22 protein-coding genes and 1 tRNA gene are annotated in these 23,507 nt (G+C 55.9%); 14 read left to right on the plus strand and 9 right to left on the minus strand.

Translation table 11 applies throughout. The annotated features are described in order from the left end of the window. Positions 1-35: 35 nt before the first annotated feature. From JT31_RS15380 to JT31_RS15420, 9 genes are all read left to right on the plus strand, one after another. Complete coding sequence (locus tag JT31_RS15380) at positions 36-965, plus strand: sugar ABC transporter substrate-binding protein (RefSeq protein ID WP_038478913.1); 930 nt, start codon at positions 36-38, stop codon at positions 963-965. A 51-nt stretch (positions 966-1,016) separates the two neighbouring features. After that, on the plus strand, positions 1,017-2,564 hold the full coding sequence (locus JT31_RS15385) for a sugar ABC transporter ATP-binding protein (RefSeq protein WP_038478916.1): 1,548 nt from the start codon (positions 1,017-1,019) through the stop codon (positions 2,562-2,564). Positions 2,565-2,575: 11 nt separating this feature from the next. Further along, positions 2,576-3,604 carry an ABC transporter permease gene (locus tag JT31_RS15390; RefSeq protein ID WP_038478919.1) on the plus strand — a complete coding sequence of 343 codons (1,029 nt, stop codon included), beginning with the start codon at positions 2,576-2,578 and terminating at the stop codon, positions 3,602-3,604. 240 nt (positions 3,605-3,844) lie between these two features. After that, the gene (locus JT31_RS15395; protein ID WP_038478922.1) at positions 3,845-4,978 is read left to right on the plus strand and encodes a Gfo/Idh/MocA family protein; all 1,134 of its coding nucleotides are present in this window, start codon (positions 3,845-3,847) and stop codon (positions 4,976-4,978) included. A gap of 9 nt (positions 4,979-4,987) precedes the next feature. Further along, positions 4,988-6,889 carry a bifunctional 5-dehydro-2-deoxygluconokinase/5-dehydro-2-deoxyphosphogluconate aldolase gene (locus JT31_RS15400; protein WP_038478925.1) on the plus strand — a complete coding sequence of 634 codons (1,902 nt, stop codon included), beginning with the start codon at positions 4,988-4,990 and terminating at the stop codon, positions 6,887-6,889. Positions 6,890-6,911: 22 nt separating this feature from the next. Beyond that, positions 6,912-7,802: a myo-inosose-2 dehydratase gene (iolE, locus tag JT31_RS15405; RefSeq protein WP_038478928.1), complete on the plus strand. Its 891-nt coding sequence runs from the start codon at positions 6,912-6,914 to the stop codon at positions 7,800-7,802. Between the two features lie 9 nt (positions 7,803-7,811). After that, the gene (gene iolB, locus JT31_RS15410) at positions 7,812-8,636 is read left to right on the plus strand and encodes a 5-deoxy-glucuronate isomerase (RefSeq protein WP_038478931.1); all 825 of its coding nucleotides are present in this window, start codon (positions 7,812-7,814) and stop codon (positions 8,634-8,636) included. Positions 8,637-8,841: 205 nt separating this feature from the next. Beyond that, on the plus strand, positions 8,842-10,704 hold the full coding sequence (gene gss, locus JT31_RS15415; protein WP_038478934.1) for a bifunctional glutathionylspermidine amidase/synthase: 1,863 nt from the start codon (positions 8,842-8,844) through the stop codon (positions 10,702-10,704). A gap of 97 nt (positions 10,705-10,801) precedes the next feature. After that, entirely contained in the window at positions 10,802-11,200 is a 399-nt protein-coding gene (locus tag JT31_RS15420) for a hypothetical protein (RefSeq protein ID WP_038478937.1), read from the plus strand. 524 nt (positions 11,201-11,724) lie between these two features. Here JT31_RS15420 and JT31_RS15425 read toward each other — a convergent pair. Next, positions 11,725-11,800 (minus strand) — tRNA-Phe (locus tag JT31_RS15425). A 432-nt stretch (positions 11,801-12,232) separates the two neighbouring features. Between JT31_RS15425 and JT31_RS15430 the strand changes: the two genes are divergently transcribed. Further along, positions 12,233-14,368 (plus strand): ornithine decarboxylase, encoded by a 2,136-nt coding sequence (locus tag JT31_RS15430; RefSeq protein ID WP_038478940.1) that lies wholly within the window; start codon positions 12,233-12,235, stop codon positions 14,366-14,368. Between the two features lie 76 nt (positions 14,369-14,444). Here the strand turns inward: JT31_RS15430 and mltC are convergent, their stop codons facing one another. Genes mltC through mutY form a run of 3 tightly spaced genes read right to left on the minus strand, consistent with a single transcriptional unit; the run spans position 14,445 to position 16,928 of the window. Then, a complete protein-coding gene (mltC, locus tag JT31_RS15435; RefSeq protein WP_052049007.1) occupies positions 14,445-15,524 on the minus strand; it encodes a membrane-bound lytic murein transglycosylase MltC in 1,080 nt (359 codons plus the stop codon). Positions 15,525-15,567: 43 nt separating this feature from the next. Further along, positions 15,568-15,843 carry an oxidative damage protection protein gene (locus JT31_RS15440; RefSeq protein ID WP_008461529.1) on the minus strand — a complete coding sequence of 92 codons (276 nt, stop codon included), beginning with the start codon at positions 15,841-15,843 and terminating at the stop codon, positions 15,568-15,570. A gap of 2 nt (positions 15,844-15,845) precedes the next feature. Continuing rightward, positions 15,846-16,928, minus strand: a complete 1,083-nt coding sequence (gene mutY, locus JT31_RS15445; RefSeq protein ID WP_176981623.1) for an A/G-specific adenine glycosylase — start codon at positions 16,926-16,928, stop codon at positions 15,846-15,848. A gap of 155 nt (positions 16,929-17,083) precedes the next feature. Here mutY and trmB point away from each other — a divergent pair, with 155 nt between their 5' ends. The 4 genes from trmB (at position 17,084) to ansB (ending at position 20,142) form a co-directional block, all read left to right on the plus strand. Continuing rightward, positions 17,084-17,803, plus strand: coding sequence for a tRNA (guanosine(46)-N7)-methyltransferase TrmB (gene trmB / locus JT31_RS15450; RefSeq protein ID WP_038478947.1), 720 nt, complete (start codon positions 17,084-17,086; stop codon positions 17,801-17,803). Next, the gene (locus JT31_RS15455) at positions 17,803-18,129 is read left to right on the plus strand and encodes a YggL family protein (RefSeq protein ID WP_008461534.1); all 327 of its coding nucleotides are present in this window, start codon (positions 17,803-17,805) and stop codon (positions 18,127-18,129) included. The genes trmB and JT31_RS15455 overlap by 1 nt, the downstream gene beginning before the upstream one ends. Before the next feature lie 69 nt (positions 18,130-18,198). Next, positions 18,199-18,915, plus strand: coding sequence for a DUF2884 domain-containing protein (locus JT31_RS15460; RefSeq protein ID WP_038478950.1), 717 nt, complete (start codon positions 18,199-18,201; stop codon positions 18,913-18,915). A 180-nt stretch (positions 18,916-19,095) separates the two neighbouring features. Continuing rightward, complete coding sequence (gene ansB / locus JT31_RS15465) at positions 19,096-20,142, plus strand: L-asparaginase 2 (RefSeq protein WP_038478953.1); 1,047 nt, start codon at positions 19,096-19,098, stop codon at positions 20,140-20,142. 47 nt (positions 20,143-20,189) lie between these two features. Here ansB and hemW read toward each other — a convergent pair whose 3' ends face one another. Genes hemW through JT31_RS15490 form a run of 5 tightly spaced genes read right to left on the minus strand, consistent with a single transcriptional unit; the run spans position 20,190 to position 23,506 of the window. Continuing rightward, positions 20,190-21,326: a radical SAM family heme chaperone HemW gene (hemW, locus tag JT31_RS15470; RefSeq protein WP_038478957.1), complete on the minus strand. Its 1,137-nt coding sequence runs from the start codon at positions 21,324-21,326 to the stop codon at positions 20,190-20,192. Beyond that, positions 21,319-21,912 (minus strand): XTP/dITP diphosphatase, encoded by a 594-nt coding sequence (locus tag JT31_RS15475; RefSeq protein WP_038478959.1) that lies wholly within the window; start codon positions 21,910-21,912, stop codon positions 21,319-21,321. Before JT31_RS15475 ends, hemW begins: the two co-directional genes overlap by 8 nt. Positions 21,913-21,926: 14 nt before the next feature. Then, on the minus strand, positions 21,927-22,226 hold the full coding sequence (gene yggU / locus JT31_RS15480) for a DUF167 family protein YggU (protein ID WP_038478961.1): 300 nt from the start codon (positions 22,224-22,226) through the stop codon (positions 21,927-21,929). Beyond that, entirely contained in the window at positions 22,223-22,777 is a 555-nt protein-coding gene (locus tag JT31_RS15485; protein WP_038478964.1) for a YggT family protein, read from the minus strand. Before JT31_RS15485 ends, yggU begins: the two co-directional genes overlap by 4 nt. 24 nt (positions 22,778-22,801) lie before the next feature. Beyond that, the gene (locus tag JT31_RS15490) at positions 22,802-23,506 is read right to left on the minus strand and encodes a YggS family pyridoxal phosphate-dependent enzyme (protein WP_038478969.1); all 705 of its coding nucleotides are present in this window, start codon (positions 23,504-23,506) and stop codon (positions 22,802-22,804) included. Position 23,507: the final 1 nt, after the last annotated feature.

The following is a 23,507-nucleotide window of genomic DNA, read 5'->3' on the forward strand; positions in this document are numbered from 1 at the left end:
CCTCCGAAGACCCTACACATAGAAGAGAGATAACAATGAAAAAGCTGATCCTCGCCGCCCTCATCGCCCTGACCACGGCTCCGGCGCTGGCCGAAAACGAACAGATTGTTTTTAGCACCCCAAACCTCGCTATGCCGTTTGAAGTGCATATGCAGCGCACCGCCGTGCAGGCCGCCAAAGAGATGGGCGTTAAGCTGCAGGTGCTCGACAGCCAGGGCAGCTCTCCTAAGCAGGCTGCCGACCTGGAAAACGCCATTACCCGTGGCGCGCAGGGATTTATTGTTTCGCCGAATGACGTTAACGCCGTGTCGAGCGCGGTAGGAGAAATTCAGGACGCTAATCTGCCGGTGGTCACGCTCGACCGCTCGGTAGCCAGCGAAAAGCCGGTGCTGCATTTCGGCGCCAACAACTACAAAGGCGGCCAGGCGGTGGCTGACTTTGTGAAAGCCAAATTCCCTGACGGCGCGGACATCGTGCTGCTGACCGGCCAGCCGGGCTCTTCCTCCAACATAGAGCGCACCAAAGGGATCCGTGATGGCCTGAAAGCCGGAGGCGATAAATACAAGATCGTCGCCGATCAGACCGGAAACTGGATGCGTTCTGAAGGTATGCGCATCGTTGAAAGCGTGCTGCCGTCGCTGCCGAAAAAACCTCAGGTCATTCTTTCTGCCAACGACGATATGGCGCTGGGAGCCATTGAAGCGCTGCAGGGGCAGGGCATGAAGCCGGGTGAAGTGCTGGTGACAGGCTTTGACGCCGTGCCGGAAGCGCTGGCCCGCGTGCGCGATGGCTGGCTGGCGGCAACCGCCGATCAACGTCCAGGTTTTGCGGTGAAGACGGCGATGAGCCAACTGGTGGCCAATATCCGTGAGAAGAAGGCGATCACCGGAGCAGATTACGCGCCAACGATGATAACCAAAGAAAACCTGGATCAAGCAGAGCGTATCGGCGAAGCCGGCAAGTAGATCTGACAGTGCCCGTCCCGATGCGGACGGGCGCAACAGAGGAGCAGTCTGATGTCGCAACCTTTACTGAAAGTGACCGACCTGGCGAAAAGTTTCTCCGGCGTGTGGGCGCTGAGCAGCGCTCAGCTCAGCGTCGGGCAGGGGGAAATTCACGCCCTGCTGGGGGAGAACGGCGCGGGAAAATCCACGCTGCTAAAGGCGCTGGCCGGAGCACAGCCGCAAACGCGCGGCGAGATCTGGTTTAACGGTGAAACGCTGCCCGTTGATGACTCGCCGGTGGAGCGCCAGAACAAAGGCATTATTACCATTTATCAAGAGTTTAACCTGCTGCCTAATATGACGGTGGCGGAAAACATGTTTCTTGGCCGTGAGCCGCGCCGCCGGAATCTTATCGTCGACAGCAAAGCGGTGAACCAGGAAGCGCAGGTCATTCTGGACTATTTACAGCTCAACGTAGCGCCGACGACCGCCGTTGCCCGCCTGAGCGTTGCCCAGCAGCAAATGGTGGAGATTGCCAGAGCGCTGACGCTGAATGCCCGATTGATCATTATGGATGAGCCTTCTGCCGCGTTGAGCGACAGCGAAGTCGAAAGCCTGCACCGCGTGGTGCGGGAGCTTAAAGGTCGCGGCGTTAGCATTATTTATGTCACCCATCGCCTGCACGAAGTCTTCCAGCTTTGCGACCGTTTCACCGTGTTCCAGGATGGCCGCTATACCGGTTCCGGCGACGTGGCGGGCACCAACGTGGAGCAAATTATTCGCCTGATGGTCGGTCGCGACGTGGTGTTTAACCGCCGCGATGCCAGCCTCACGCACCATGAAGACAAGCCCATTCGCCTGGCGGTGAAGGGGCTCAGCCGTGAAAAACCGCCGCTCGATCCTCACGGTATCGCATTAAAAGATATCAGTTTCCACGTGCATGCCGGTGAAGTGCTGGGCATCGCCGGGCTGGTAGGCGCCGGGCGCACCGAAGTCGCCCGCTGCCTGTTTGGCGCCGACAAATTCACCACCGGCATCTTCGAGCTGGACGGTAAACCCTATCAGCCGCAAAACCCGATGCATGCTCTGGAGCAGGGGATCGCGCTGGTGCCGGAGGATCGTAAAAAAGAGGGCGCGGTTCTTGGCCTGTCGATCCGCGACAACCTGTCTTTGTCCAGCCTCTCGTCGCTGCTGACCTGGCGCTATTTCGTTAGCCCACGTAAAGAGGACGCGCTGATCGAGTCCTATCGGCAGGCGCTGCAAATCAAAATGGTTAACGCCGAGCAGGAGGTGCGCAAGCTCTCCGGCGGTAATCAGCAAAAAGTGATCCTTGCGCGCTGTATGGCGCTTAATCCACGGGTGCTGATCGTTGATGAGCCGACCCGCGGCATTGATGTTGGCACCAAGTCTGAAGTGCACCAGGTACTGTTCGAGATGGCAAAGCGGGGCGTGGCGGTGATCGTTATCTCTTCCGATCTGCCGGAAATCCTCGCGGTGTCTGACCGGATAATCACCCTCAGCGAAGGGCGGGTGACCGGCGAACTGCACGGCGATGAAGCCAACGAAGAGCGGCTGATGACCCTGATGGCCATCAACCATAGCGCCTTAAGCGCCGCATAACGGGGGAGCCCATGACGCAGATGATTACCAAAAGCCAGACGCCGGCAAAAAGCGCTTCGCGCTTCGATCCGATCGCTTTCTTTGAGCGCTTCGGGGTGCTGATCTTCATGTTCCTGCTGCTGATTTTCTTCCAGTCGCAGAACAGTAACTTCCTGTCCGAACGTAATATTTTCAACATCCTGACCGAGGTTTCCATTTACGGGATCATTGCGGTGGGTATGACCTTTGTCATTCTTACGGCGGGTATCGATCTCTCGGTTGGTTCGATCCTTGCGGTCTGCGCAATGACCGCGGCTTATGTGATCAAGGGTGACAACTTTACTACCGTCGATCCCAACGCCTGGGGCGGTTTTAGCTGGCTGTTGGGGCTTGGGATCTGCCTGGCTATTGGCACGCTAATAGGCTTCCTGCACGGACTGGGCGTCACTCGCCTGCGCCTGCCGCCGTTCATCGTCACGCTGGGCGGGATGACTATCTGGCGCGGCCTGACGCTGGTGATTAACGATGGTGCGCCTATTGCCGGTTTCGATGCGGGCTACCGCTGGTGGGGACGCGGCGAAATGCTCGGCATCTCCATTCCTATCTGGATCTTCGCCATTGTCTCGATTCTGGGCTATCTGGCGCTGCATAAAACCCGCTGGGGACGCTTCGTCTATGCCATCGGCGGCAACCCCGAAGCGGCTCGTCTCGCCGGGGTCGACGTTAAGCGCGTGCTGGTCAGCGTGTATGTCGTTATCGGCTGCCTCGCAGGGCTGGCGGGCTTTGTGCTCAGCGCCCGCCTCGGCAGCGCCGAAGCGGTGGCGGGGATCTCCTTTGAGCTGCGGGTGATCGCCTCGGTGGTGATCGGCGGCACGTCCCTGATGGGCGGCTACGGGCGGATCAGCGGCACGATCATCGGCGCCATCATCATGGGGATCCTGATTAACGGCCTGGTGTTGATGAACGTCTCGGCCTATTACCAGCAGATCATTACCGGGCTGATTATCGTGCTGGCGGTGGCGTTTGATACCTACGCCAAGAACCGCCGTGGCGCGCTGTAAGGATTGCCCCTCACCCTAACCCTCTCCCCAGAGGGGAGAGGGGAAAAAAGAGGGGACACCATTACAGCTCTCCCCAGAGGGGAGAGGGGAAAAAAGAGGGGACACCATTACAGCTCTCCCCAGAGGGAAGAGGGGATAAGCGCGGGGATATTTTCAACGCTGCCTCTGTTTTCCCCTCTCCCTTTCAGGGAGAGGGCCGGGGTGAGGGTAAAGGACAGGTAACGACTTCAGGAACAACACATGAAAAAGGTCAGAATTGGTTTAATCGGCACCGGCTACATCGGCAAAGCGCACGCAATAGCCTACGCGCAGGCGCCGACGGTTTTTGATCTGCAGGGCGAACTGGTCCGTGAAATGGTGGCGGAAGTCACGCCTGAGCTGGCGGCCAAACGCGCTACGGCGTTTGGCTTTAATCGCTCCACCGGCGACTGGCGCGAGCTGGTAGCAGATCCAAACATCGATGTGGTGGACATCTGCTCCCCAAATCATCTGCATAAAGAGATGGCGCTGGAGGCGATTCGCCACGGCAAGCACGTCTATTCGGAGAAGCCGCTGGCGCTCAACGCCCGCGATGCCCGGCTGATGGTGGATGCCGCCGATCTGGCTGGCGTGAAGACATTGGTCGGCTTCAACTACATGAAGAACCCGACCGCGCAGCTGGCAAAGCAGATTATTGAACGCGGAGAGATTGGCGAAGTGATTCACTTCTACGGCACCCATAACGAAGACTATATGGCCGATCCGCTTTCGCCGATCCACTGGCACTGCTTCAAAGAAACCGCAGGGCTTGGCGCGCTGGGGGATCTGGCGGCGCACATCGTCAATATGGCGCAGTACCTGGTGGGCGACATTCGCGAAGTCTGCGGCGATTTGAAAATAGTGGTTCCGCAGCGCCCGGCTTCGGCGGGCAGTAGCGAAATGGTTGCCGTGGAAAACGAAGATCAGGCGCACGCGATGGTGCGTTTTGAAGGCGGTGCTCAGGGGGTGATCGAAACGTCACGCGTTGCCAGCGGCAGAAAAATGGGGCTGACCTGGACTATCACCGGCACGAAAGGCGCACTGAGCTTTACCCAGGAGCGAATGGCGGAGCTGAAGCTTTATCTGCAAAGCGATCCGGAAGGCCGCCAGGGGTTCCGTACGCTGCTGGTTGGCCCGGCCCATCCGGACTACGGCTCGTTCTGCATGGGGGCGGGACACGGCATCGGTTTTAACGATCAAAAAACGGTAGAGGTGCGCGATCTGATCGACGGCATTGCCGCTGATAAGCCGATGTGGCCGGATTTTGAAGAGGGCTGGAAGGTATCGCGCATTCTCGATGCTATCGCCCTGTCTCACCAGCAGGGGCGCTGGGTCAACGTATCTGACATTGTCTGAGGACGAAGCATGAAAGAAAAGCAGTTGGATCTGATTTGCATGGGGCGGGTCGCGGTAGATCTCTACAGCCAACAGATTGGCGCGCGGCTGGAAGATGCCAGCAGCTTCGCCCGCTATCTTGGCGGTTCGTCCGGCAATGTGGCCTACGGCACCGCACGCCAGGGGCTGAAATCTTCCATGCTGGCGCGCGTTGGCGACGAGCACATGGGGCGCTTTTTGCGTGAAGAGCTTAGCCAGGTCGGCTGTGATACCAGCCATTTAATCACCGATAAAGATCGGCTGACGGCGCTGGTGCTGCTGGGCATCAAAGATCGCGACACTTTTCCGCTGATTTTTTACCGCGACAACTGTGCCGATATGGCAATTACGGCGGATGATTTCAGCGAAGAGTACATTGCCTCCGCCCGCTGCCTGGCGATCACCGGCACACATCTTTCTAATCCGCGTACCCGTGAGGCGGTGCTGACAGCGCTGAACTATGCCCGCCGGAACGATGTGCGCACCGTGCTGGATATCGATTACCGCCCGGTGTTGTGGGGGCTGGCCTCTCTTGGCGACGGCGAGACGCGCTTTGTTGAAGCTGAGCAGGTGACAAAACAGCTGCAATCCGTTCTGCATCTTTTTGACGTCATCGTCGGCACCGAAGAGGAGTTTCATATTGCCGGGGGCTCAACCGACACGCTGGCGGCGTTGAAAAAAGTACGTCAGACGACGGATGCAGCGATGGTCTGTAAGCGCGGGGCGCAGGGCTGCTCGGTATTCCTCGGGCTGATTCCTGATTCGCTGGACGGCGGGATCAACGTCAGCGGCGTGCGTGTGGAAGTTCTCAACGTGCTGGGCGCAGGGGACGCGTTTATGTCCGGGCTGCTGCGCGGCTACCTTAATGATGAAGGCTGGGAGCAGGCCTGCCGCTATGCCAATGCCTGCGGCGCGCTGGTAGTTTCACGCCACGGCTGCGCTCCGGCGATGCCGAGCAAAATCGAACTGGATGACTATCTTTCGCGCGAGCACCTGGTGCCTCGCCCGGATCTCGACGCTCGTCTGAACCACCTGCACCGCGTCACCACTCGCCGCCGCCAGTGGCCGGAACTCTGCGTGATGGCTTTCGACCATCGTAGCCAACTGGAAGAGATGGCGCTCAAAAGCGGGGCGGATTTACGTCGTATTCCGGTTTTGAAACAGCTGATTTTGCAGGCCAGCCGTGATGCCGCTCAGCGTGCCGAACTGGAGGGCAAGGCCGGTCTGCTGTGCGACGGCACCTTCGGGCAAGACGCGCTGAATTCGATCACCGGTGAAGGCTGGTGGATTGGCCGTCCGATTGAACTGCCGGGCTCGCGTCCGCTGGAAATGGAGCACGGCAACATAGGCTCGCAGCTGATTAGCTGGCCGCAGGAACACATCGTTAAATGCCTGGTCTTTTTCCACCCGGAAGACGCCCATGCCCTGCGCCTCGAGCAGGAGCAGAAGATTGCGGAAGTGTACAGCGCCTGCTGCCAGTCGGGTCACGAGCTGCTACTGGAAGTTATCCTGCCGGCGAATATGCCGCGCAGCGACGAGCTTTATCTCAGAGCCGTTTCCCGCTTCTACAACCTTGGTATTTACCCTGACTGGTGGAAGCTTCCGCCGCTGACCAGCGCTGGCTGGGCCGCACTGAGCGAGCTGGTTGAGAAGCGCGATCCCCACTGCCGCGGCGTGGTGATCCTCGGGCTGGATGCCCCGGTCGACGTGCTGCGCGACGGTTTCAACGCGGCAGCCAATTACCCGATTGTGAAAGGCTTTGCGGTAGGGCGCACGCTGTTTGGCGAAGCCTCGCAGGCCTGGCTAAAACGCGATATCGACGATGCGCAGCTGGTGGCACGCATCCGTGACAATTACCTGCGGCTGATCGCCCTGTGGCGCGAGCGCGGCTAGCATAAACACTAAGGAGAGCATTATGACCGTGCATTTAGGCATTAACCCCCTGACCTGGACCAATGACGATCTGCCTTCTTTGGGCGCAGACACGCCGCTGGATACCTGCCTGAGCGAGGGCAAAGAGGCCGGGTTTGAAGGTTTTGAGCTAGGGAATAAATTCCCGCGAGAGGCCGGCGTGCTGGGGCCGATTCTCGACAAGCATGCGTTAAAGCTGGTTTCCGGCTGGTATTCCGGGCGGCTACTGGAATGTTCCGTGGAGGAGGAAATTGAAGCCGTGCAGCCGCATCTGACGTTGCTCCGCGAGCTGGGTGCGAAGGTGCTGGTCTTTGCCGAGGTAACTCATTGTATTCACGGTGAACAGCAAACCCCGGTGCATTTACGTCCTCGTTTCCCGGCAGAACGCTGGCAAGAATACGGCGAGAAGCTCACCGCGTTTGCCCGGTATACGCAGCAGCAGGGCGTGCAAATTGCCTATCATCACCATATGGGCACGGTTATCGAGAGCGCAGACGACGTTAATAATTTGATGCTTCACACCGGGCCGGAAGTTGGGCTGTTGCTGGACACCGGGCACTTGACCTTTGCGGGAGCCGATCCTCTGGCCGTGGCCGAGCGCTGGATTTCACGCATTAATCATGTGCACTGCAAAGACGTGCGCGCTGGCGTGCTGGCTGACGTGAAAAACCGTAAAACCAGCTTCCTGGATGCGGTGCTGAGCGGCGTGTTTACCGTACCGGGCGACGGCTGTGTGAACTATCCGCCGATCATGGCGCTGCTGAAAAAGCAGGGCTATCAGGGCTGGCTGGTTGTTGAAGCTGAGCAGGATCCTGCTGTGGCGCACCCGATGACCTACGCGCGTCTGGGCTACGCTAACCTGAGCCGCTTCGCTCGTGAAGCTGGGTTGATTTAAGGAGGGTAAATGGCTGAATTACTTTCCCGCTGGCAGCAGCCAGATGCGCAGGGGCAGACGCAGGACGTCACGCCGGAAAACGCGGGCTGGGACTACGTGGGATTTGCTGCTTACCAGCTTCAGGAAGGGCAGATTCTGGAGCTGCCTGCCGTGGAAGATGAGCGTTGCCTGGTGCTGGTCGCGGGGCGAGCTACGGTAGATACGCCGCTCGCCCGCTTCCCTGAAATCGGCGACCGCATGAGCCCGTTTGAACGCCGTAAACCCTGGGCCGTGTACGTGACTTCCGGCGAGCCGGTTAAGGTTCAGGCGCTTACCGCGCTCGAGCTGGCCGTTTGCTCCGCGCCTGGAAAAGGGACCTATGCCACTCGCCTTATCGCCCCGCAGGATATTGATGCTGAAGCGCGTGGCAAAGGCCACAACCAGCGCTATGTCCACAATATTCTGCCCGAGGATAAGCCCGCCGACAGCCTGCTGGTGGTGGAGGTATATACCAATGAGGGCTGCACCAGCTCGTACCCAAGCCACAAGCACGACGTCGATAATCCGCCTCACGAGACCTATCTCGAAGAGACCTATTATCACCGGCTCAACCCGCCGCAGGGCTTCTGCATGCAGCGCGTTTACACCGACGATCGCGCTCTGGATGAGTGTATGGCGGTGTACGACAAAGACGTGGTGAAAGTGCCGAAAGGCTACCACCCGGTGGCGACGATGGCCGGGTACGACAGTTATTACCTGAACGTAATGGCGGGGCCGGTACGAAAGTGGATGTTTACCTGGGAGAAAGATCACGCCTGGATCAACAGCAACGAGTACGGCGCTCAGCAGGAGTAGCTGACAATCGGCTAATCAAGGCTGCCCGATGAGGCGGCCTTTTCTTTGGGTAAAACCTTACCGAAATACGTTTTGTTTAAACGAAGCGCGACTGCACAAAACCGTGGGCAGAGGTGTATGATGACACCTTCTCTGTCAGGTTAATTTTAACGTGCAGACGACAATCAGCGTGACCTTTGCCGCCTGCCTGATTTAGGTTGGAAACATGCATACAGGAACACCAGACCACGATTCGCCCTTCGGTACACTTCTGGGCTATGCGCCGGGTGGCGTAGCGATTTACTCTTCTAATTACGGCAGCCTCGACCCAAAAAATTACCCCGAAGAAGCCGAGTTTCGCAGCTACATCGGCAACGAATACATGGGCCACAAATGGCAGTGCGTTGAATTTGCTCGCCGTTTCCTCTTCCTCAATTACGGCTTTGTGTTCACCGATGTCCATATGGCGTGGGAAATATTTTCTCTGCGCTTTTTACGTCAGGTGGTGAACGACAATATTCTGCCGCTGCAGGCCTTTGCTAATGGCTCAAAACGGGCGCCTGAAGCGGGTGCGCTGCTTATCTGGCAGAAGGGCGGTGAGTTTCATGAAACAGGCCATGTCGCGGTGATCACTCAGCTTATCGGCAATAAAGTGCGCATCGCCGAGCAGAACGTGATTCATGCGCCGTTACCCGCCGGGCAACAATGGACGCGTGAGTTAACCGTGGTTGAGCATGATGGGAGCTACACGCTGCAGGATACCTTTACCGACACCTCAATCCTCGGCTGGATGATTCAGACTGAGGATACGGCCCACAGTGAGCCACAGCCGGAAATCGGCGGTGAAGCGTTAAAAATTGGCGGGGCTCGCCTGGCCAACAAGCGCCAGTTCGACGGTAAATGGCTGAATGAAAAAGATGAACTCCAGCGGGCCTATATACAGGCCAATGGCCACATTATTAATAAAGATCCCTGTCAGTATTTCACCATTACCGAAAGCGCCGAGCAGGAGCTGATTAAGGCCACCAACGAGCTGCATCTGATGTACCTGCATGCTACGGATAAAGTGCTGAAAGACGACAATTTGCTGGCACTTTTTGATATCCCCAAAATTCTCTGGCCTCGCCTGCGGCTTTCCTGGCAGTGGCGTCGCCACCAGATGGTCAGCGGCCGCATGGATTTTTGTATGGATGAACGCGGGCTGAAAGTGTACGAATACAACGCCGATTCTGCCTCCTGCCACACTGAGAGTGGGCTGATTCTTGAAGAGTGGGTTAAGACGGGTTACCGGGGCACCGGGCATAATCCGGCTGAAGGTCTGCTCGAGGAACTTACCGGCGCGTGGAAGCACAGCAGCGCCCGGCCGTTTGTCCACATCATGCAGGACAACGACTCGGAAGAGGATTATCACGCCTTATTCATGCAGCGGTCGCTGATGCAGGCCGGGTTCGACACCAAAATATTGCACGGCCTGGGCGAGCTAAGCTGGGACAGCGCCGGGCAGCTTATTGATAGCGATGGCAGGGCGGTGAACTGCGTCTGGAAGACCTGGGCGTGGGAAACGGCGATTGAGCAAATTCGCGAGGTCAGCGAAACCGAATATGCCGCCGTACCTATCCGTACCGGTCACCCTCAAAACGAGATCAGGCTGATCGACGTCTTGCTTCGCCCTGAAGTGCTGGTGTTTGAGCCGCTATGGACGGTGATTCCCGGTAACAAAGCCATTCTGCCGGTGCTCTGGCAGCTATTCCCGAACCACCGTTATCTGCTGGATACGGATTTTGAGGTGAACGAGCTGCTGGCAAAAACAGGTTATGCGGTGAAACCTATCGCAGGCCGGTGCGGCAGTAACATCGACTTGATAAGCCACCACGATGAGCTGCTGGATCAAACCAGCGGCAAGTTTGTTGCCCGCAAGAATATCTATCAGCAGCTGTGGTGTCTGCCGAAAGTGGACGGCAAATACATCCAGGTTTGTACCTTTACGGTTGGCGGCAGCTACGGTGGCACCTGCCTGCGGGGGGATGATTCGCTGGTGATTAAAAAAGAGAGCGATATCGAACCGCTGATTGTGGTCAAAGACAAATAGATTATTTAAATGAACAATAGAGTCCCCTGTTATTGATGGGGGGCTCTTTATCTTTTTGATGTGTTTGTTATTTACTCTGGTGTGATGTGGTTTTTCGATGAAAAAAATACTGTCTGTTTTTATAGGATTTATTATCTCTGGTGCAGCATTGGCCGATCAATGTACTGGTGTTCTGATTCGGGACACACAGATTAGCACTGGGGAAGTCGTAGCGGGTGGAGTATCCAGATACCCACTTAACTATGCTGAAAGAGGCAATTTATTATCTGTCAGCATTAATGGCACTGATTTAAATTTTCAAACCACGCCTGTTTACAACGATAAGTGGAAGAAAAATGCCAAAATGCAGATGCGCACTGGATTAATTGATACCGGAGAGTTTGGTGCTGAGATAATAACGATCAAGGAAAGTAACAAGATGTCGGCTATTCAGCTGACGATAAAAAACGGTGATAAAGAACGAATAATTAGTGGTTCAAGATGCGGTGAAGACTAAAACGTCGGGAACGTTTTGAACAGCGCTTGCGCTGGCCCCAAAGGGGTGAGCCTCATGGATGAGGCGAATACTAAAACGTCGGGAACGTTTTTGAACAGCGCTTGCGCTGGCCCGTAGGGCGAGTATCAGGATGAGGCGAATACTAAAACGTCGGGAACGTTTTTGAACAGCGCTTGCGCTGGCCCCGAAGGGGTGAGCCTCATGGATGAGGCGAATAATCGAACTTGTTCGATGAAGAGTCCAGACGCCAGAAAGCAAAAAACCAGCCCGTAGGCTGGTTTCTTTAAATAGTGGTGCCCGGACTCGGACTAACGCCGAAGGCGTTTGAACAGCGCTTGCGCTGGCCCGTAGGGCGAGTATCAGGATGATACGAGTACTAAAACGTTGGGAACGTTTTGAACAGCGCTTGCGCTGGCCCCGAAGGGGTGAGCCTCATGGATGAGGCGAATAATCGAACTTGTTCGATGAAGAGTCCAGACGCCAGAAAGCAAAAAACCAGCCCGTAGGCTGGTTTCTTTAAATAGTGGTGCCCGGACTCGGAATCGAACCAAGGACACGGGGATTTTCAATCCCCTGCTCTACCGACTGAGCTATCCGGGCAACGGGGCGCATTAAACCGTAAACCCCGTTCCGCGTCAATGGCTTTGTTGTACAGCGCGGTGCGTTTGCATGATTTATGTGCGGGCTGTTACAGACTTCATATTGAACCCCCTGGCAGAAGGTGCCATGATTGCGCCAATTTTGTTATTCACTACGGGGCGCCTTGATGTTCACTCTCAATTCCCATGCATCTTTCGGGATGGCGCTCGTCCGTGCTGCTATTACCTTCCGAAGTCCCTTGCTCACCATGCGGTGAGGGCAATGTATGCTCGCTGCAGGACATCAGTAAAATCAGACTCCGTCTGGTTTTACTGATGTCTGGCGGTCGAAGTGGATTCACACCTAAGACCCTCAGAACGCCTTCACCGGGGAATTTTCCCTTTGCCGTGCCGGTTGGCACTCACTCATCCTTGCAGACGGGGATTTGTGCTTATGAAATCATTGAAAATTGCCGCCAGCCACGATGTGGCTGCATTACTCTCAACGCATCGCGAAGTGGTTACGCTTGACGATACCGACTTCACCGATGTGGCGGCAGTTGTCATTTCCGTTGCGGATAGCCGCAGCGGTATTCTGGCCTTGCTCAAGCGCACGGGTTTTAATTTACCGGTATTCATTTTCAGCGAGGCCGCCGTTGACGGCTTGCCTGCGGTAACCGGCGTGATAACCGGGAAAGCGCAGGATTATCTGGAGCTGGAAACCGCGGCCAGTGATTACGAGGAAGACCTGCTGCCGCCGTTCTTCAACACGCTGACTAAGTACGTGGCGATGGACAACAGCACTTTTGCCTGCCCAGGCCACCAGCACGGCGAGTTCTTCAAAAAGCATCCTGCAGGCCGCCAGTTTTATGATTTCTTCGGTGAGAACGTGTTTCGTGCCGATATGTGCAACGCAGACGTCAAGCTTGGGGATTTGCTGATCCACGAAGGCTCCGCCAAGCACGCGCAGAAGTTTGCCGCGAAAGTTTTCCATGCTGACAAAACCTATTTCGTGCTTAACGGCACCTCCGCCGCTAACAAAGTGGTGACCAACGCGCTGCTGACGCGCGGTGACCTGGTCCTGTTTGACCGTAACAACCACAAATCTAACCATCACGGCGCACTTATCCAGGCCGGGGCGACGCCGGTTTATCTTGAGGCTTCCCGCAACCCATTCGGTTTTATCGGCGGCATTGACGCGCACTGTTTTGATGAGAAATACCTGCGGGAGCTGATTGCGGAAGTGGCACCTGAGCGTGCTCAGGAAGCAAGGCCGTTCCGCCTGGCGGTTATCCAACTGGGCACCTATGACGGTACGATTTATAACGCCCGGCAGGTGGTGGATAACATCGGCCATCTGTGCGATTACATCCTCTTCGACTCGGCATGGGTCGGCTACGAGCAGTTTATTCCGATGATGGCGGACTGTTCGCCGCTGCTGCTGGATCTGAACGAAAACGATCCTGGGATCTTTGTTACCCAGTCGGTTCACAAGCAGCAGGCCGGTTTCTCCCAGACCTCGCAGATCCATAAGAAAGACAACCATCTTCGGGGCCAGGCACGCTTCTGCCCGCACAAGCGGCTGAACAATGCCTTCATGCTCCATGCCTCAACCAGCCCGTTCTATCCGCTGTTTGCCGCGCTGGACATAAACGCCAAGATTCATGAGGGTGAAAGCGGTCGTCGCCTGTGGGCGGAATGCGTGGCAATGGGCATTGAGGCCCGCAAGGCGATTATCGCCAACTGTAAGATGATCAAACCGTTCATTCCGCCGGAGGTCGCAGGGCGCCCGTGGCAGGATCATCCCACGGAGAAGATCGCGCAGGAACGCTGCTTCTTCAGCTTTGAGCCGGGTGAAAGTTGGCACGGCTTTGAAGGCTATGCGAAGGACGAATATTTTGTCGATCCCTGCAAGCTGCTGTTAACCACGCCGGGTATTGATCCGCAAACCGGCAGCTATACCGGGTTCGGCGTGCCTGCGGCGATCCTCGCTAACTATCTTCGCGAAAACGGCATTGTGCCGGAGAAGTCGGATCTTAACTCGATCCTGTTCCTGCTTACCCCGGCGGAAAGCCACGATAAGCTGGCTCAGCTGGTGGCGATGCTGGCGCAGTTTGAACAGCACATCGAGGACGACACGCCGCTGGCGGACGTGCTGCCAACGATTTATCAGAAATACCCGGTGCGCTACAAAGGCTACACGCTGCGTCAGCTTTGCCAGGAGATGCACGACCTGTACGTGAGCTTTGAAGTTAAAGAGCTACAGAAGGCGATGTTCCGCAAGCCAAGCCTGCCCGCCGTGGCGGTGAACCCGCAGGACGCCAACATTGAGTTTATTCGTGGCAACGTGGAGCTGGTGCGTCTGAGTGAAGCCGAAGGGCGTATCGCGGCGGAAGGCGCGTTGCCTTACCCGCCTGGCGTGCTATGCGTGGTACCGGGTGAAGTTTGGGGCGGAGCGGCGCTGCGCTATTTCCTGGCGCTGGAAGAGGGCGTGAACATGCTGCCGGGCTTCTCGCCCGAGCTTCAGGGCGTGTATAGCGAGACGGATGCGGACGGTATTAAGCGGTTGTACGGTTATATGTTGAAGTAAGAGGGAATGGCCCCTCACCCCGGCCCTCTCCCCAGGGGGGCGAGAGAGAAAAAAAGGGTGAGGGTATCCGTCTAAACTACCGCCGGCGGTAACTCTTCTGCGCGGTGTTCACCTTATACAGATAGTGACGAGACTCAGCGGAAGGGTGGCGCGTTGTCAGCGTCTGGTAGACGTCGCCCGGCCCCATGCTGTTAATCAGGCTGAATGCCTGAGTTTTGTCGTTGGAGAACACTCTCAGCACGCTGCCCGCGCCGCCGTTATAAGCGGTGATAACCGCATAGCGACGTGACGTTGGGTTATCAATCTGCCCCAGATAGCTGTTTTGCAGAATCGCCAGATAAGCCGTGCCGGTATCGATATTGCTTTCCGGATCGAACAGGAAGCTGCGGCTTGGTTTACCCCATTTCCCCTGAGCCTTGAACACGTCAACTCCGGCGCTGTGCTGCACAACCTGCATCAGGCCCAGCGCATCCGCGTGGCTTACCGCATACGGGTTAAAGCTCGATTCCGTCTGCATGATAGCCAGGATCAGTGACTCTTCTACGCCGTATTTCTTCGAGGCTTTACGCACCATGCCAAGGTACTTATGGGCACGCTTGTCGAGGTGGTTAGGCACAAGGTTGATGGTCACGCTATAGACTATTTTCAGCCCGGTACTGCGCTTTTGCAGGCGCGTTTGCAGCAGATAATCGGCAAACTTCGTGGCGCGCCCTTCCCAGCGGATCGGCTGGCCGGTGTTATCCACCACCTGTCCGTAAAGGAACGGTTCTTTGGAAATCTGGACGTCGTTGGCGTCAGAATAAAGATCGATCGAACCCGGATCGTCGCCCATCAGCAGGGTGGTAACGATCGCCTGGCGCAGGTGCGCGGCAGGATCGGTTCCCGCGATCGTCTCAACGGTGATGGTACCTTCGTCGAAGTTAATGTGGCTACGCGTCAGATATTGGTCGGTGTATTTGACGTAATCTTTCGGGCCTGCAATCAGTACCTCTTTGATACCCCAGATATTTTCAATGTTGTTGGCAAATTGCCCCATTAAAATATCGAACCCGTTGGTGTCCTTGATAAACGCGTCGTTGTAGGCGTCGTCGTTTTTCTTGCTCGAACAGGAGATCAGCAACGGGGCCACAAGAGCCAGCGCGAGAAGTTTTTTCATCATTCCGTGTATGCGTGTTGTGTTTGCAAAAAGGTGCCGACGATTATTGTTTTTCTGGCGGGGTAAAGCCTTCGATATGGACTTCTTTCCCTTCAAACAGGAAATTGACCATCTCGTTTTCCAGCTCTTTGCGGTGCTCCGGGTTCATCATGCTCATCTTTCTTTCATTGATAAGCATGGTTTGCTTGGACTGCCACTGCGCCCAGGCTTCTTTGGAGATTTCGTTGTAGATTCGCTTGCCCAGCTCGCCCGGGTACAGCTGGAAATCCTGGCCTTCAGCGTCGCGCTGCAGGTAAGTACAAAAAATCGTTCTGCTCATGATTATTCCTCTTCTTCGGCGCGAACGGGCGCTAAGGCAACCGGTTCGGCACGCAATTGTTGTAGCAGGCGCTCTACGGGAGCCGCCAGCCCGACGGATTGTGGCTGGCCTAAGTTATACCAGAGAGCGGGGCCTTCATCCATGCAGCCGCCCGTAGACGACACCGGAAGCCACATTGGCACAATATCCAAATGGAAATGGCTAAAGGTATGGCGGAAAGCCGTTAACTGCGTGAGATTATCGGCCGGAATTCCGCGCTGTTCCAGCCAGTTATGCAATTCCTGTTCGTCAGAAAACTGTGGGAAGCAGAATAATCCGCCCCATAGTCCTACGGCCGGGCGCTGTGCCAGAAATACTTCATCGCCATGCTGCATCATCAGCATATAGCCGGTGCGTTCCGGTAGCGTCACTTTAGGCTTCTTGCCGGGATAATTCGCCCAGCTGTGATTAGCATAAGACACGCAGCCGTTGCTCAGAGGGCAAAGTTCGCACTTGGGTTTTGAACGCGTGCAGACCATCGCGCCCAGATCCATCATCGCCTGATTAAACTGGCTTACACCTTGCGCCGGAGTGACTCGCTCGCTTATTTCCCAGAGGCGGTTTTCGACCTCTTTTTTACCCGGCCAGCCGGAAACGGCATAACAACGTGCGAGCACGCGCTTAACGTTGCCGTCGAGAATAGGGAAGTGTTTGCCCAACGAAAGAGACAGAATCGCGCCTGCGGTTGAGCGCCCAACGCCCGGCAAATCCGCGACTTCTTCATACGTTTGTGGGAAAACGCCACCGTGTTTATCGGCAACCTGTTGCGCGGCTTTATGCAGATTACGGGCGCGGGCGTAGTAGCCCAGGCCGGTCCACAGATGCAGCACTTCATCCAGCGGCGCTTTTGCCAGATCGGTCACGGTGGGGAAGCGCGCCATAAAGCGCTCAAAATAAGGGATAACCGTCGCGACCTGGGTTTGTTGCAACATCACCTCAGAGAGCCATACTTTATAAGGCGTTTTCTCCTGCTGCCACGGCAGGGTTTTACGCCCATACTTGTGGTACCAGTCGAGGACTTGTTGGGAGAATTGAGGAGCTTGCATCGTCAACGCGGGATATCCGGCAAAGGTGTAATAAAGGTGCCGATTCCAGCACAGAGGCGTAAAGCTGTAAACCGGAACTTTCTGCCACTTGCTTCTCATCCTTAACTTTGGATAATGCCCGTTTCCCGAACACTAAGCGAAGCGTTAAGAAAACCATGAAGAATGACGTCATTTCACCGGAATTTAATGAAGAAGGCCGTGTACTGCGCCGCATCCGCAGCTTTGTCCGTCGCCAGGGGCGTCTGACAAAAGGCCAGCAGCACGCGCTGGATAACTACTGGCCGGTGATGGGCGTTGAGTTCCAGGCCGAGCCTGCCGACTTTAGCGAGATTTTTGGCCGCGAAGCGCCGGTCACGCTGGAAATCGGTTTTGGTATGGGCACTTCGCTGGTGGCCATGGCGCAAACCAATCCGCAGCACAACTACCTCGGTATTGAAGTGCATTCACCGGGCGTGGGCGCCTGCCTGAGCACCGCGCATGAAGCCGGCGTGGAGAACCTCCGCGTGATGTGCCACGACGCGGTGGAAGTGTTGGAAAACATGATTCCTGACAATTCTTTGAACATGGTTCAGCTGTTTTTCCCTGATCCATGGCATAAAGCGCGTCATAATAAACGCCGTATCGTTCAGGTACCGTTTGCTGACCTTGTGAAGCGTAAGCTGAAGCTGGGCGGCGTGTTCCATATGGCAACCGACTGGGAACCTTATGCTGAACATATGCTCGAAGTGATGTCCTCTATCGAAGGGTATAAAAACCAGTCGGAGAGTCACGACTACGTACCGCGTCCGGACTCACGTCCAGTGACCAAATTTGAACAACGTGGCCATCGTCTTGGCCACGGCGTATGGGACTTAATGTTCGAGAGGGTGAAATAATGGCAAAGAATCGTAGCCGTCGTCTGCGTAAGAAAATGCACATCGAAGAGTTCCAGGAACTGGGGTTCTCGATTGCCTGGCGCTTCCCGGAGGGCACTTCCGAAGAGCAAATCGATAAAACCGTGGACGAGCTGATCGCTGAAGTGATTGCGCCGAACAAGCTGGCGTTTGACGGCAGTGGTTACCTGGTCTGGGAAGGCCTGGTGTGCATGGAAGAGATTGGCAAATGCACCGAAGAGCATCAGGCGCTGGTGCGTAAATGGTTAGAAGACCGCAAGCTCGAAGATGTTCGCATTAGCGATCTGTTCGACGTCTGGTGGGACTAAGTGTTAGCAAAAAACAGGCTGGTTAATTAACCAGCCTTTTTTTCAGGAGCTGATTTTTCAGGAGAGAATATGATCCGTAAGGTTCTTTTAGGCGCACTGCTGGTCACCGCCGCTTCGGCGCACGCTGACTATCAGTGCAGCGTAAATCCACGCGATGACGTGGTCATTAGCCCGCAGTCCGTTCAGGTCGTGGGTGAGAACGGCAACCTGGTGATTGCGCCTGACGGCAGCGTCAAATACAACGGCGTTCAGAAGACGCTGAGCGCGGCACAGCGCCAGCAGGCGTTGAACTACCAAAAAGCTCTGCGCACGGATTTACCGTGGATTGATAACGGTGCCCGTTCTCGCGTAGAGAAAAGCCGCATAGCGCTGGACGGCATTATTGCGAAGCAGGTCGGGGAGAGCAGCAGCATGCGCAGCCGCCTGACCAAGCTGGATGCCCAGCTAAAAGAGCAGATGAACCGTATTATCGAGCGCCGCCAGGACGGGCTGACGTTCCACTATAAAGCCGTCGATCAGGTGAGGGCCGATGGCCAGCAGCTGGTGAACCAGGCGATGGGCGGCATTCTGCAGGATAGCATTAATGAAATGGGCGCGCAGGCGGTGCTGAAAGGCGGCGGCAACCCGCTGCAGAATGTGCTGGGTAACCTCGGCGGCCTGCAAACGGCGGTTCAGAACGAGTGGAATAATCAGGAAGCGGATTTTCAGAAGTTCGGTAAAGATGTGTGTGACCGCGTGATCACCCTTGAGCAGAGCCGCAAGGCGCTGGTGAGCGGGCTTAAGTAATCCAGAGGCCGGCTTTTTCCCGGCCGCTTCCTCCCATTTATTATTATTTTCTGTTCATTGGTTTCTGTATCTAATAATCGTGATTATTGGAGAGCGTTTATCTGGTTAATGGGCTGTAGTCACATTATTCATCTTTGATGCTGGGATAATGCGGCAAATTCACATAACTGGAGAAATAAAATGAAGTTTTTTGGAAAAATGGCGCTTCTCACAGTAGTTATGGGGTTCAGCAGTGCAGCCCTTGCTTTGCCTCATGTCACTATTTTGGCAACCGGCGGCACTATTGCCGGAGGCGGTGATTCGGCAACGAAATCTAATTACACCGCCGGTAAAGTCGGCGTAGAGAATTTGGTTAACGCGGTACCGCAGCTAAAAGATCTGGCGGTGGTGAAGGGCGAGCAGGTCGTTAATATCGGTTCGCAGGATATGAACGATCGGGTCTGGCTGACGCTGGCGAAGAAAATTAACGCCGACTGCGATAAAACCGATGGGTTTGTTATTACCCACGGCACGGACACGATGGAGGAAACCGCCTATTTCCTCGATCTCACGGTGAAATGTAATAAGCCGGTGGTTCTGGTAGGCGCGATGCGTCCGTCGACCTCGATGAGCGCCGATGGCCCATTTAACCTCTATAACGCGGTGGTCGCGGCCGTTGACCCGCAGTCTGCCAACCGTGGGGTGATGGTGGTAATGAATGATACCGTGCTGGATGGGCGTGACGTCACCAAAACCAGTACTACGGATGTTGCGACGTTCAAGTCCGTCAACTTTGGCCCGTTGGGCTATATCCATAATGGCAAAATTGACTATCAACGCACCCCGGTGCGTAAGCACACAACGTCCACGCCGTTTGACGTATCGACGCTGAGCGAGCTGCCGAAGGTGGGTATTATCTATAACTATGCTAATGCCTCTGACCTGCCGGTGAAAGCGCTGGTGGACGATGGCTATGAAGGGATCGTTAGCGCCGGTGTGGGCAACGGTAACCTGTATAAGACCGTGTTCGATACTCTTGCGACCGCCGCGCACGAGGGGACCGTTGTGGTTCGCTCATCGCGAGTGCCGACAGGTTACACTACCCGTGATGCGGAAGTGGATGATGGGAAGTATGGTTTTGTCGCCTCTGGTTCGCTGAACCCGCAAAAAGCCCGCGTGCTGTTGCAGCTGGCGCTGACTAAAACCAACGATCCGAAGCAAATTCAGGAAATGTTTAACCAGTACTGATCCGTACGCCCGCCCTGGCCGTCCGGCCAGGGCATCACAGGAAGAGGTTACTCGGCAAGGAACAGTTCAAGCAGGGAGTTTAAAAACAGCTTCCCGTGCTCGGTTATCTGCCAGTACTCATCCGTTTCAGTCATATAGTTTTTCGCCATCGCCTCATCCAGCTGCGGGCGAATCGTTGCTTCATCTAAACCGGTATAGAGCTTGAACTCGCTGCGTGGCGCGGCTTCCAGCAGGCGGAAGCGGTTCATAAAGAACTCGAACGGCTTATCAGCCTGTTCCACGTCATGCTGGCGGTCGAGATATTTTCCTTCCATATAGCCGCGCGGGTGACGCGTTTTCGCCGTGCGAGTAATACGCCCATCCGGGAAGGTGACTTTACCGTGCGCGCCGCAGCCAATGCCAAGATAGTCGCCAAAGCGCCAGTAGTTCAGGTTGTGCTGACACTGGTAGCCCGGCTTCGCATAGGCGGAAGTTTCATACTGCTGGTACCCTGCGGCGGTGAGCAGCTTGTCGCCCTGCTCGAAAATATCCCACAGCGCGTCGTCATCCGGCAGCTTCGGCGGGCGTGAAGCAAACAGCGTATTTGGCTCGATGGTCAGCTGATACCAGGAAAGATGCGGTGGGTTCAGTTCAATGGCCTGGCGCAGGTCGTCCAGCGCCTCTTCAATCGACTGGTCTGGCAGGCCGTGCATCAGGTCAAGGTTAAAGCTGCGCAGGCCCAGGCCGCTTGCCAGATTAGCCGCACGTTTGGCCTCGCCCGCATCATGAATACGGCCCAGGCGTTTTAGCTTAGGTTCGCTAAAGCTCTGCACGCCGATAGAAATGCGGTTCACGCCCGCTTTTTGGTAGCCAACAAAGCGGTCGGCTTCAACCGTACCGGGGTTGGCTTCCATAGTGATTTCTGCGTCATCTGCCAGCTTTATGCGCGAGCGCACGCCGTCCAGCAGCGTTTGCATGGCTTCGCTGGACAGCAGGCTTGGGGTGCCGCCCCCGATGAAAATAGTCTTTACCTCACGCCCTTGAGCCAACGGCACGTCGCGGTCGAGATCGCGCAGTAAATGGCTCACGTATTCGTCGTGCGGCACGTCGCCTTTAAGCGCGTGGGAGTTGAAGTCACAGTATGGGCACTTCTGTACGCACCAGGGGATGTGAATGTAGAGACTCAGAGGTGGCAAATTAGCCATTACGCATTGCTTCCAGTAACAGTTTCAGCGCTTGCCCACGATGGGAAATGGCGCTCTTTTCATCGCGGGTCAGCTCGGCCGCGGTTTTCCCCTCGGACGGAACATAGAAAATAGGATCGTAGCCAAAGCCACCTTGCCCGGCAGGTGCGTGGGTAATCACTCCCGGCCAGCTGCCGTGGAACACCAGCGGCGTTGGGTCTTCCGCGTGACGCATATAGACCAGCACGCAGTGGAACTGAGCCTGGCGTTTATCGTCCGGCACATCTTTCAGCGCTTCCAGAAGTTTTTCGAGATTCTGCTGGTCGCTGGCATCTTCGCCCGCATAGCGCGCGGAATAGATACCCGGAGCACCGCCCAGAGCATCCACGGCCAGGCCAGAGTCGTCGGCCAGCGCCGGAAGCCCGGTTACTTTAGCCGCATGGCGGGCCTTGAGAATGGCGTTCTCTATAAAGGTCAGGCCGGTCTCTTCTACCGACTCCACGTTCAGTTCAGTTTGCGCGACCACATCGAGGCCGAAATCCGCCAGCAAATCGGCGAGTTCACGCACTTTACCGGCGTTACCGGTAGCTAATACGACTTTTTGCATAGCCAGTCCTGTCGTTATTCGAGGGTTTCAATCAATGCCGCGACTTCCGTCGGGATTTGCTGTGGGCCGATAATTTTAACTTGTTTATGGCGGCCAAGGTCGCCTTTCTCAATCACCACCTGGCTTTTCGCGACCCGGAACTGTTTGGCCAGGTATTTTACCAGGTGAGCGTTGGCCTGCCCGTCGACCGGCGGCGCGGTGATGGCGACTTTTAGCTCGTCGCCATGCACACCGACCAGGCTGTCGCGGCTGGCTTTGGGCTGAATATACAGCCGCAAAACCAGCCCGTCAGGCAGTTGAGTGACAGCACTCAAATGGCGTACCAGAGACCAGGGAACAGATCCATACCGAGATAGTTCAGCGCATAAAGGATCAGAATCACCACCATAGCGGAGAAATCAAGCCCGCCCATGGCCGGTAAAATGCGGCGAATCGGCGCCATCATTGGCTCGGTCATTTGCATCAGTACGTATTCAATCGGGCTACGGCCCTGGCTTATCCAGCTCATCAGCGAGCGGATAATGATCACCCAGAACACCATCGTACCGGCTGATTTCAATAGCGACAGGACGCCAATGACTAAATTGAACGGATCGAGCGACAGCCCGCCGGACTGAATCAACAGCAAAATAGGGAACTTCAGCGTGGTGAGGATAAATGCCACCAGCAGGGATGAAGTATCAATCGGACCAATAGACGGGAGCACGCGGCGAAGCGGCCCGACGACAGGCTGGGTGACCTTGACAATGAACTGGGCAAAAGGGTTATAGAAATCACAGCGTGCCCACTGCATCCAGATACGGATAAGCAGCACCATTACGTACAGCTCAATCAGGGTTTTGACCAGGAAAGTCAACGTTAGCATGGTTTTCCTCAAAAATGATGGTGATTAACGAGCGGAATAATCCCGCGCGCCGAAAATAGCGGTTCCAATGCGCACCATGGTGCTGCCTGCGGCAATCGCGGCTTCCATGTCATCGGTCATGCCCAAAGATAACGTATCGACCGTTGCATAACGGTCTTTGAGTGCATGGCAGGCTTCTGCCATTTTGCGGCAAACGGCAAGCTGGCGCTCGTAGTCCGGTTCCGGCGCAGGAATGGCCATTAATCCCCGCAGCGTCAATCCCGGTAAGGCCACCACTTCCGCAGCCAACTGCTCCAGCTCGGTTAACGCGATGCCGGATTTACTGTTTTCGTCGCTGATATTAATTTGAATCAGCACGTTCAGCGGCGGCAGCGTTGACGGGCGCTGCTCGCTTAATCGGCTGGCAATACGTAGTCTGTCGACGGTATGGCACCAGTCAAAATTCTCCGCCACCAGGCGACTTTTGTTCGACTGCAGCGGCCCGATAAAGTGCCATTCCAACCCTTCAACGCCCTGTTCAGCGAAGTGGTGAATCTTATCCACGCCTTCCTGCACATAGTTTTCGCCAAAGGCACGTTGCCCCGCGGCGACCGCTTCTGCGATGGCGCTCGCAGGTTTAGTTTTGCTGACTGCAAGCAGTGTAACTTCTTCAGGGCTTCTGCCGCAGCGTGCAGCGGCGGCTGATATTTTCCCGTGAACCTGTGCCAGATTGTGCGCTATCTCATTCATG

Origin of the sequence: Cedecea neteri (assembly GCF_000757825.1) — a bacterium.
GTDB lineage: Bacteria > Pseudomonadota > Gammaproteobacteria > Enterobacterales > Enterobacteriaceae > Cedecea > Cedecea selenatireducens.

Excerpts from the sequence above, each read along its gene's own strand:
- iolB (WP_038478931.1), top strand. The coding sequence starts at position 7,812 with ATGGCTGAATTACTTTCCCGCTGGCAGCAGCCAGATGCGCAGGGGCAG.
- JT31_RS15485 (WP_038478964.1), bottom strand. The coding sequence starts at position 22,777 with ATGCTAACGTTGACTTTCCTGGTCAAAACCCTGATTGAGCTGTACGTA.
- trmB (WP_038478947.1), top strand. The coding sequence starts at position 17,084 with ATGAAGAATGACGTCATTTCACCGGAATTTAATGAAGAAGGCCGTGTA.
- hemW (WP_038478957.1), bottom strand. The coding sequence starts at position 21,326 with ATGGCTAATTTGCCACCTCTGAGTCTCTACATTCACATCCCCTGGTGC.
- mutY (WP_176981623.1), bottom strand. The coding sequence starts at position 16,928 with ATGCAAGCTCCTCAATTCTCCCAACAAGTCCTCGACTGGTACCACAAG.
- JT31_RS15460 (WP_038478950.1), top strand. The coding sequence starts at position 18,199 with ATGATCCGTAAGGTTCTTTTAGGCGCACTGCTGGTCACCGCCGCTTCG.
- JT31_RS15400 (WP_038478925.1), top strand. The coding sequence starts at position 4,988 with ATGAAAGAAAAGCAGTTGGATCTGATTTGCATGGGGCGGGTCGCGGTA.
- iolE (WP_038478928.1), top strand. The coding sequence starts at position 6,912 with ATGACCGTGCATTTAGGCATTAACCCCCTGACCTGGACCAATGACGAT.
- JT31_RS15490 (WP_038478969.1), bottom strand. The coding sequence starts at position 23,506 with ATGAATGAGATAGCGCACAATCTGGCACAGGTTCACGGGAAAATATCA.
- JT31_RS15440 (WP_008461529.1), bottom strand. The coding sequence starts at position 15,843 with ATGAGCAGAACGATTTTTTGTACTTACCTGCAGCGCGACGCTGAAGGC.
- JT31_RS15390 (WP_038478919.1), top strand. The coding sequence starts at position 2,576 with ATGACGCAGATGATTACCAAAAGCCAGACGCCGGCAAAAAGCGCTTCG.
- JT31_RS15395 (WP_038478922.1), top strand. The coding sequence starts at position 3,845 with ATGAAAAAGGTCAGAATTGGTTTAATCGGCACCGGCTACATCGGCAAA.
- JT31_RS15420 (WP_038478937.1), top strand. The coding sequence starts at position 10,802 with ATGAAAAAAATACTGTCTGTTTTTATAGGATTTATTATCTCTGGTGCA.
- JT31_RS15455 (WP_008461534.1), top strand. The coding sequence starts at position 17,803 with ATGGCAAAGAATCGTAGCCGTCGTCTGCGTAAGAAAATGCACATCGAA.
- mltC (WP_052049007.1), bottom strand. The coding sequence starts at position 15,524 with ATGAAAAAACTTCTCGCGCTGGCTCTTGTGGCCCCGTTGCTGATCTCC.
- ansB (WP_038478953.1), top strand. The coding sequence starts at position 19,096 with ATGAAGTTTTTTGGAAAAATGGCGCTTCTCACAGTAGTTATGGGGTTC.
- JT31_RS15385 (WP_038478916.1), top strand. The coding sequence starts at position 1,017 with ATGTCGCAACCTTTACTGAAAGTGACCGACCTGGCGAAAAGTTTCTCC.
- JT31_RS15475 (WP_038478959.1), bottom strand. The coding sequence starts at position 21,912 with ATGCAAAAAGTCGTATTAGCTACCGGTAACGCCGGTAAAGTGCGTGAA.
- JT31_RS15430 (WP_038478940.1), top strand. The coding sequence starts at position 12,233 with ATGAAATCATTGAAAATTGCCGCCAGCCACGATGTGGCTGCATTACTC.
- JT31_RS15380 (WP_038478913.1), top strand. The coding sequence starts at position 36 with ATGAAAAAGCTGATCCTCGCCGCCCTCATCGCCCTGACCACGGCTCCG.
- gss (WP_038478934.1), top strand. The coding sequence starts at position 8,842 with ATGCATACAGGAACACCAGACCACGATTCGCCCTTCGGTACACTTCTG.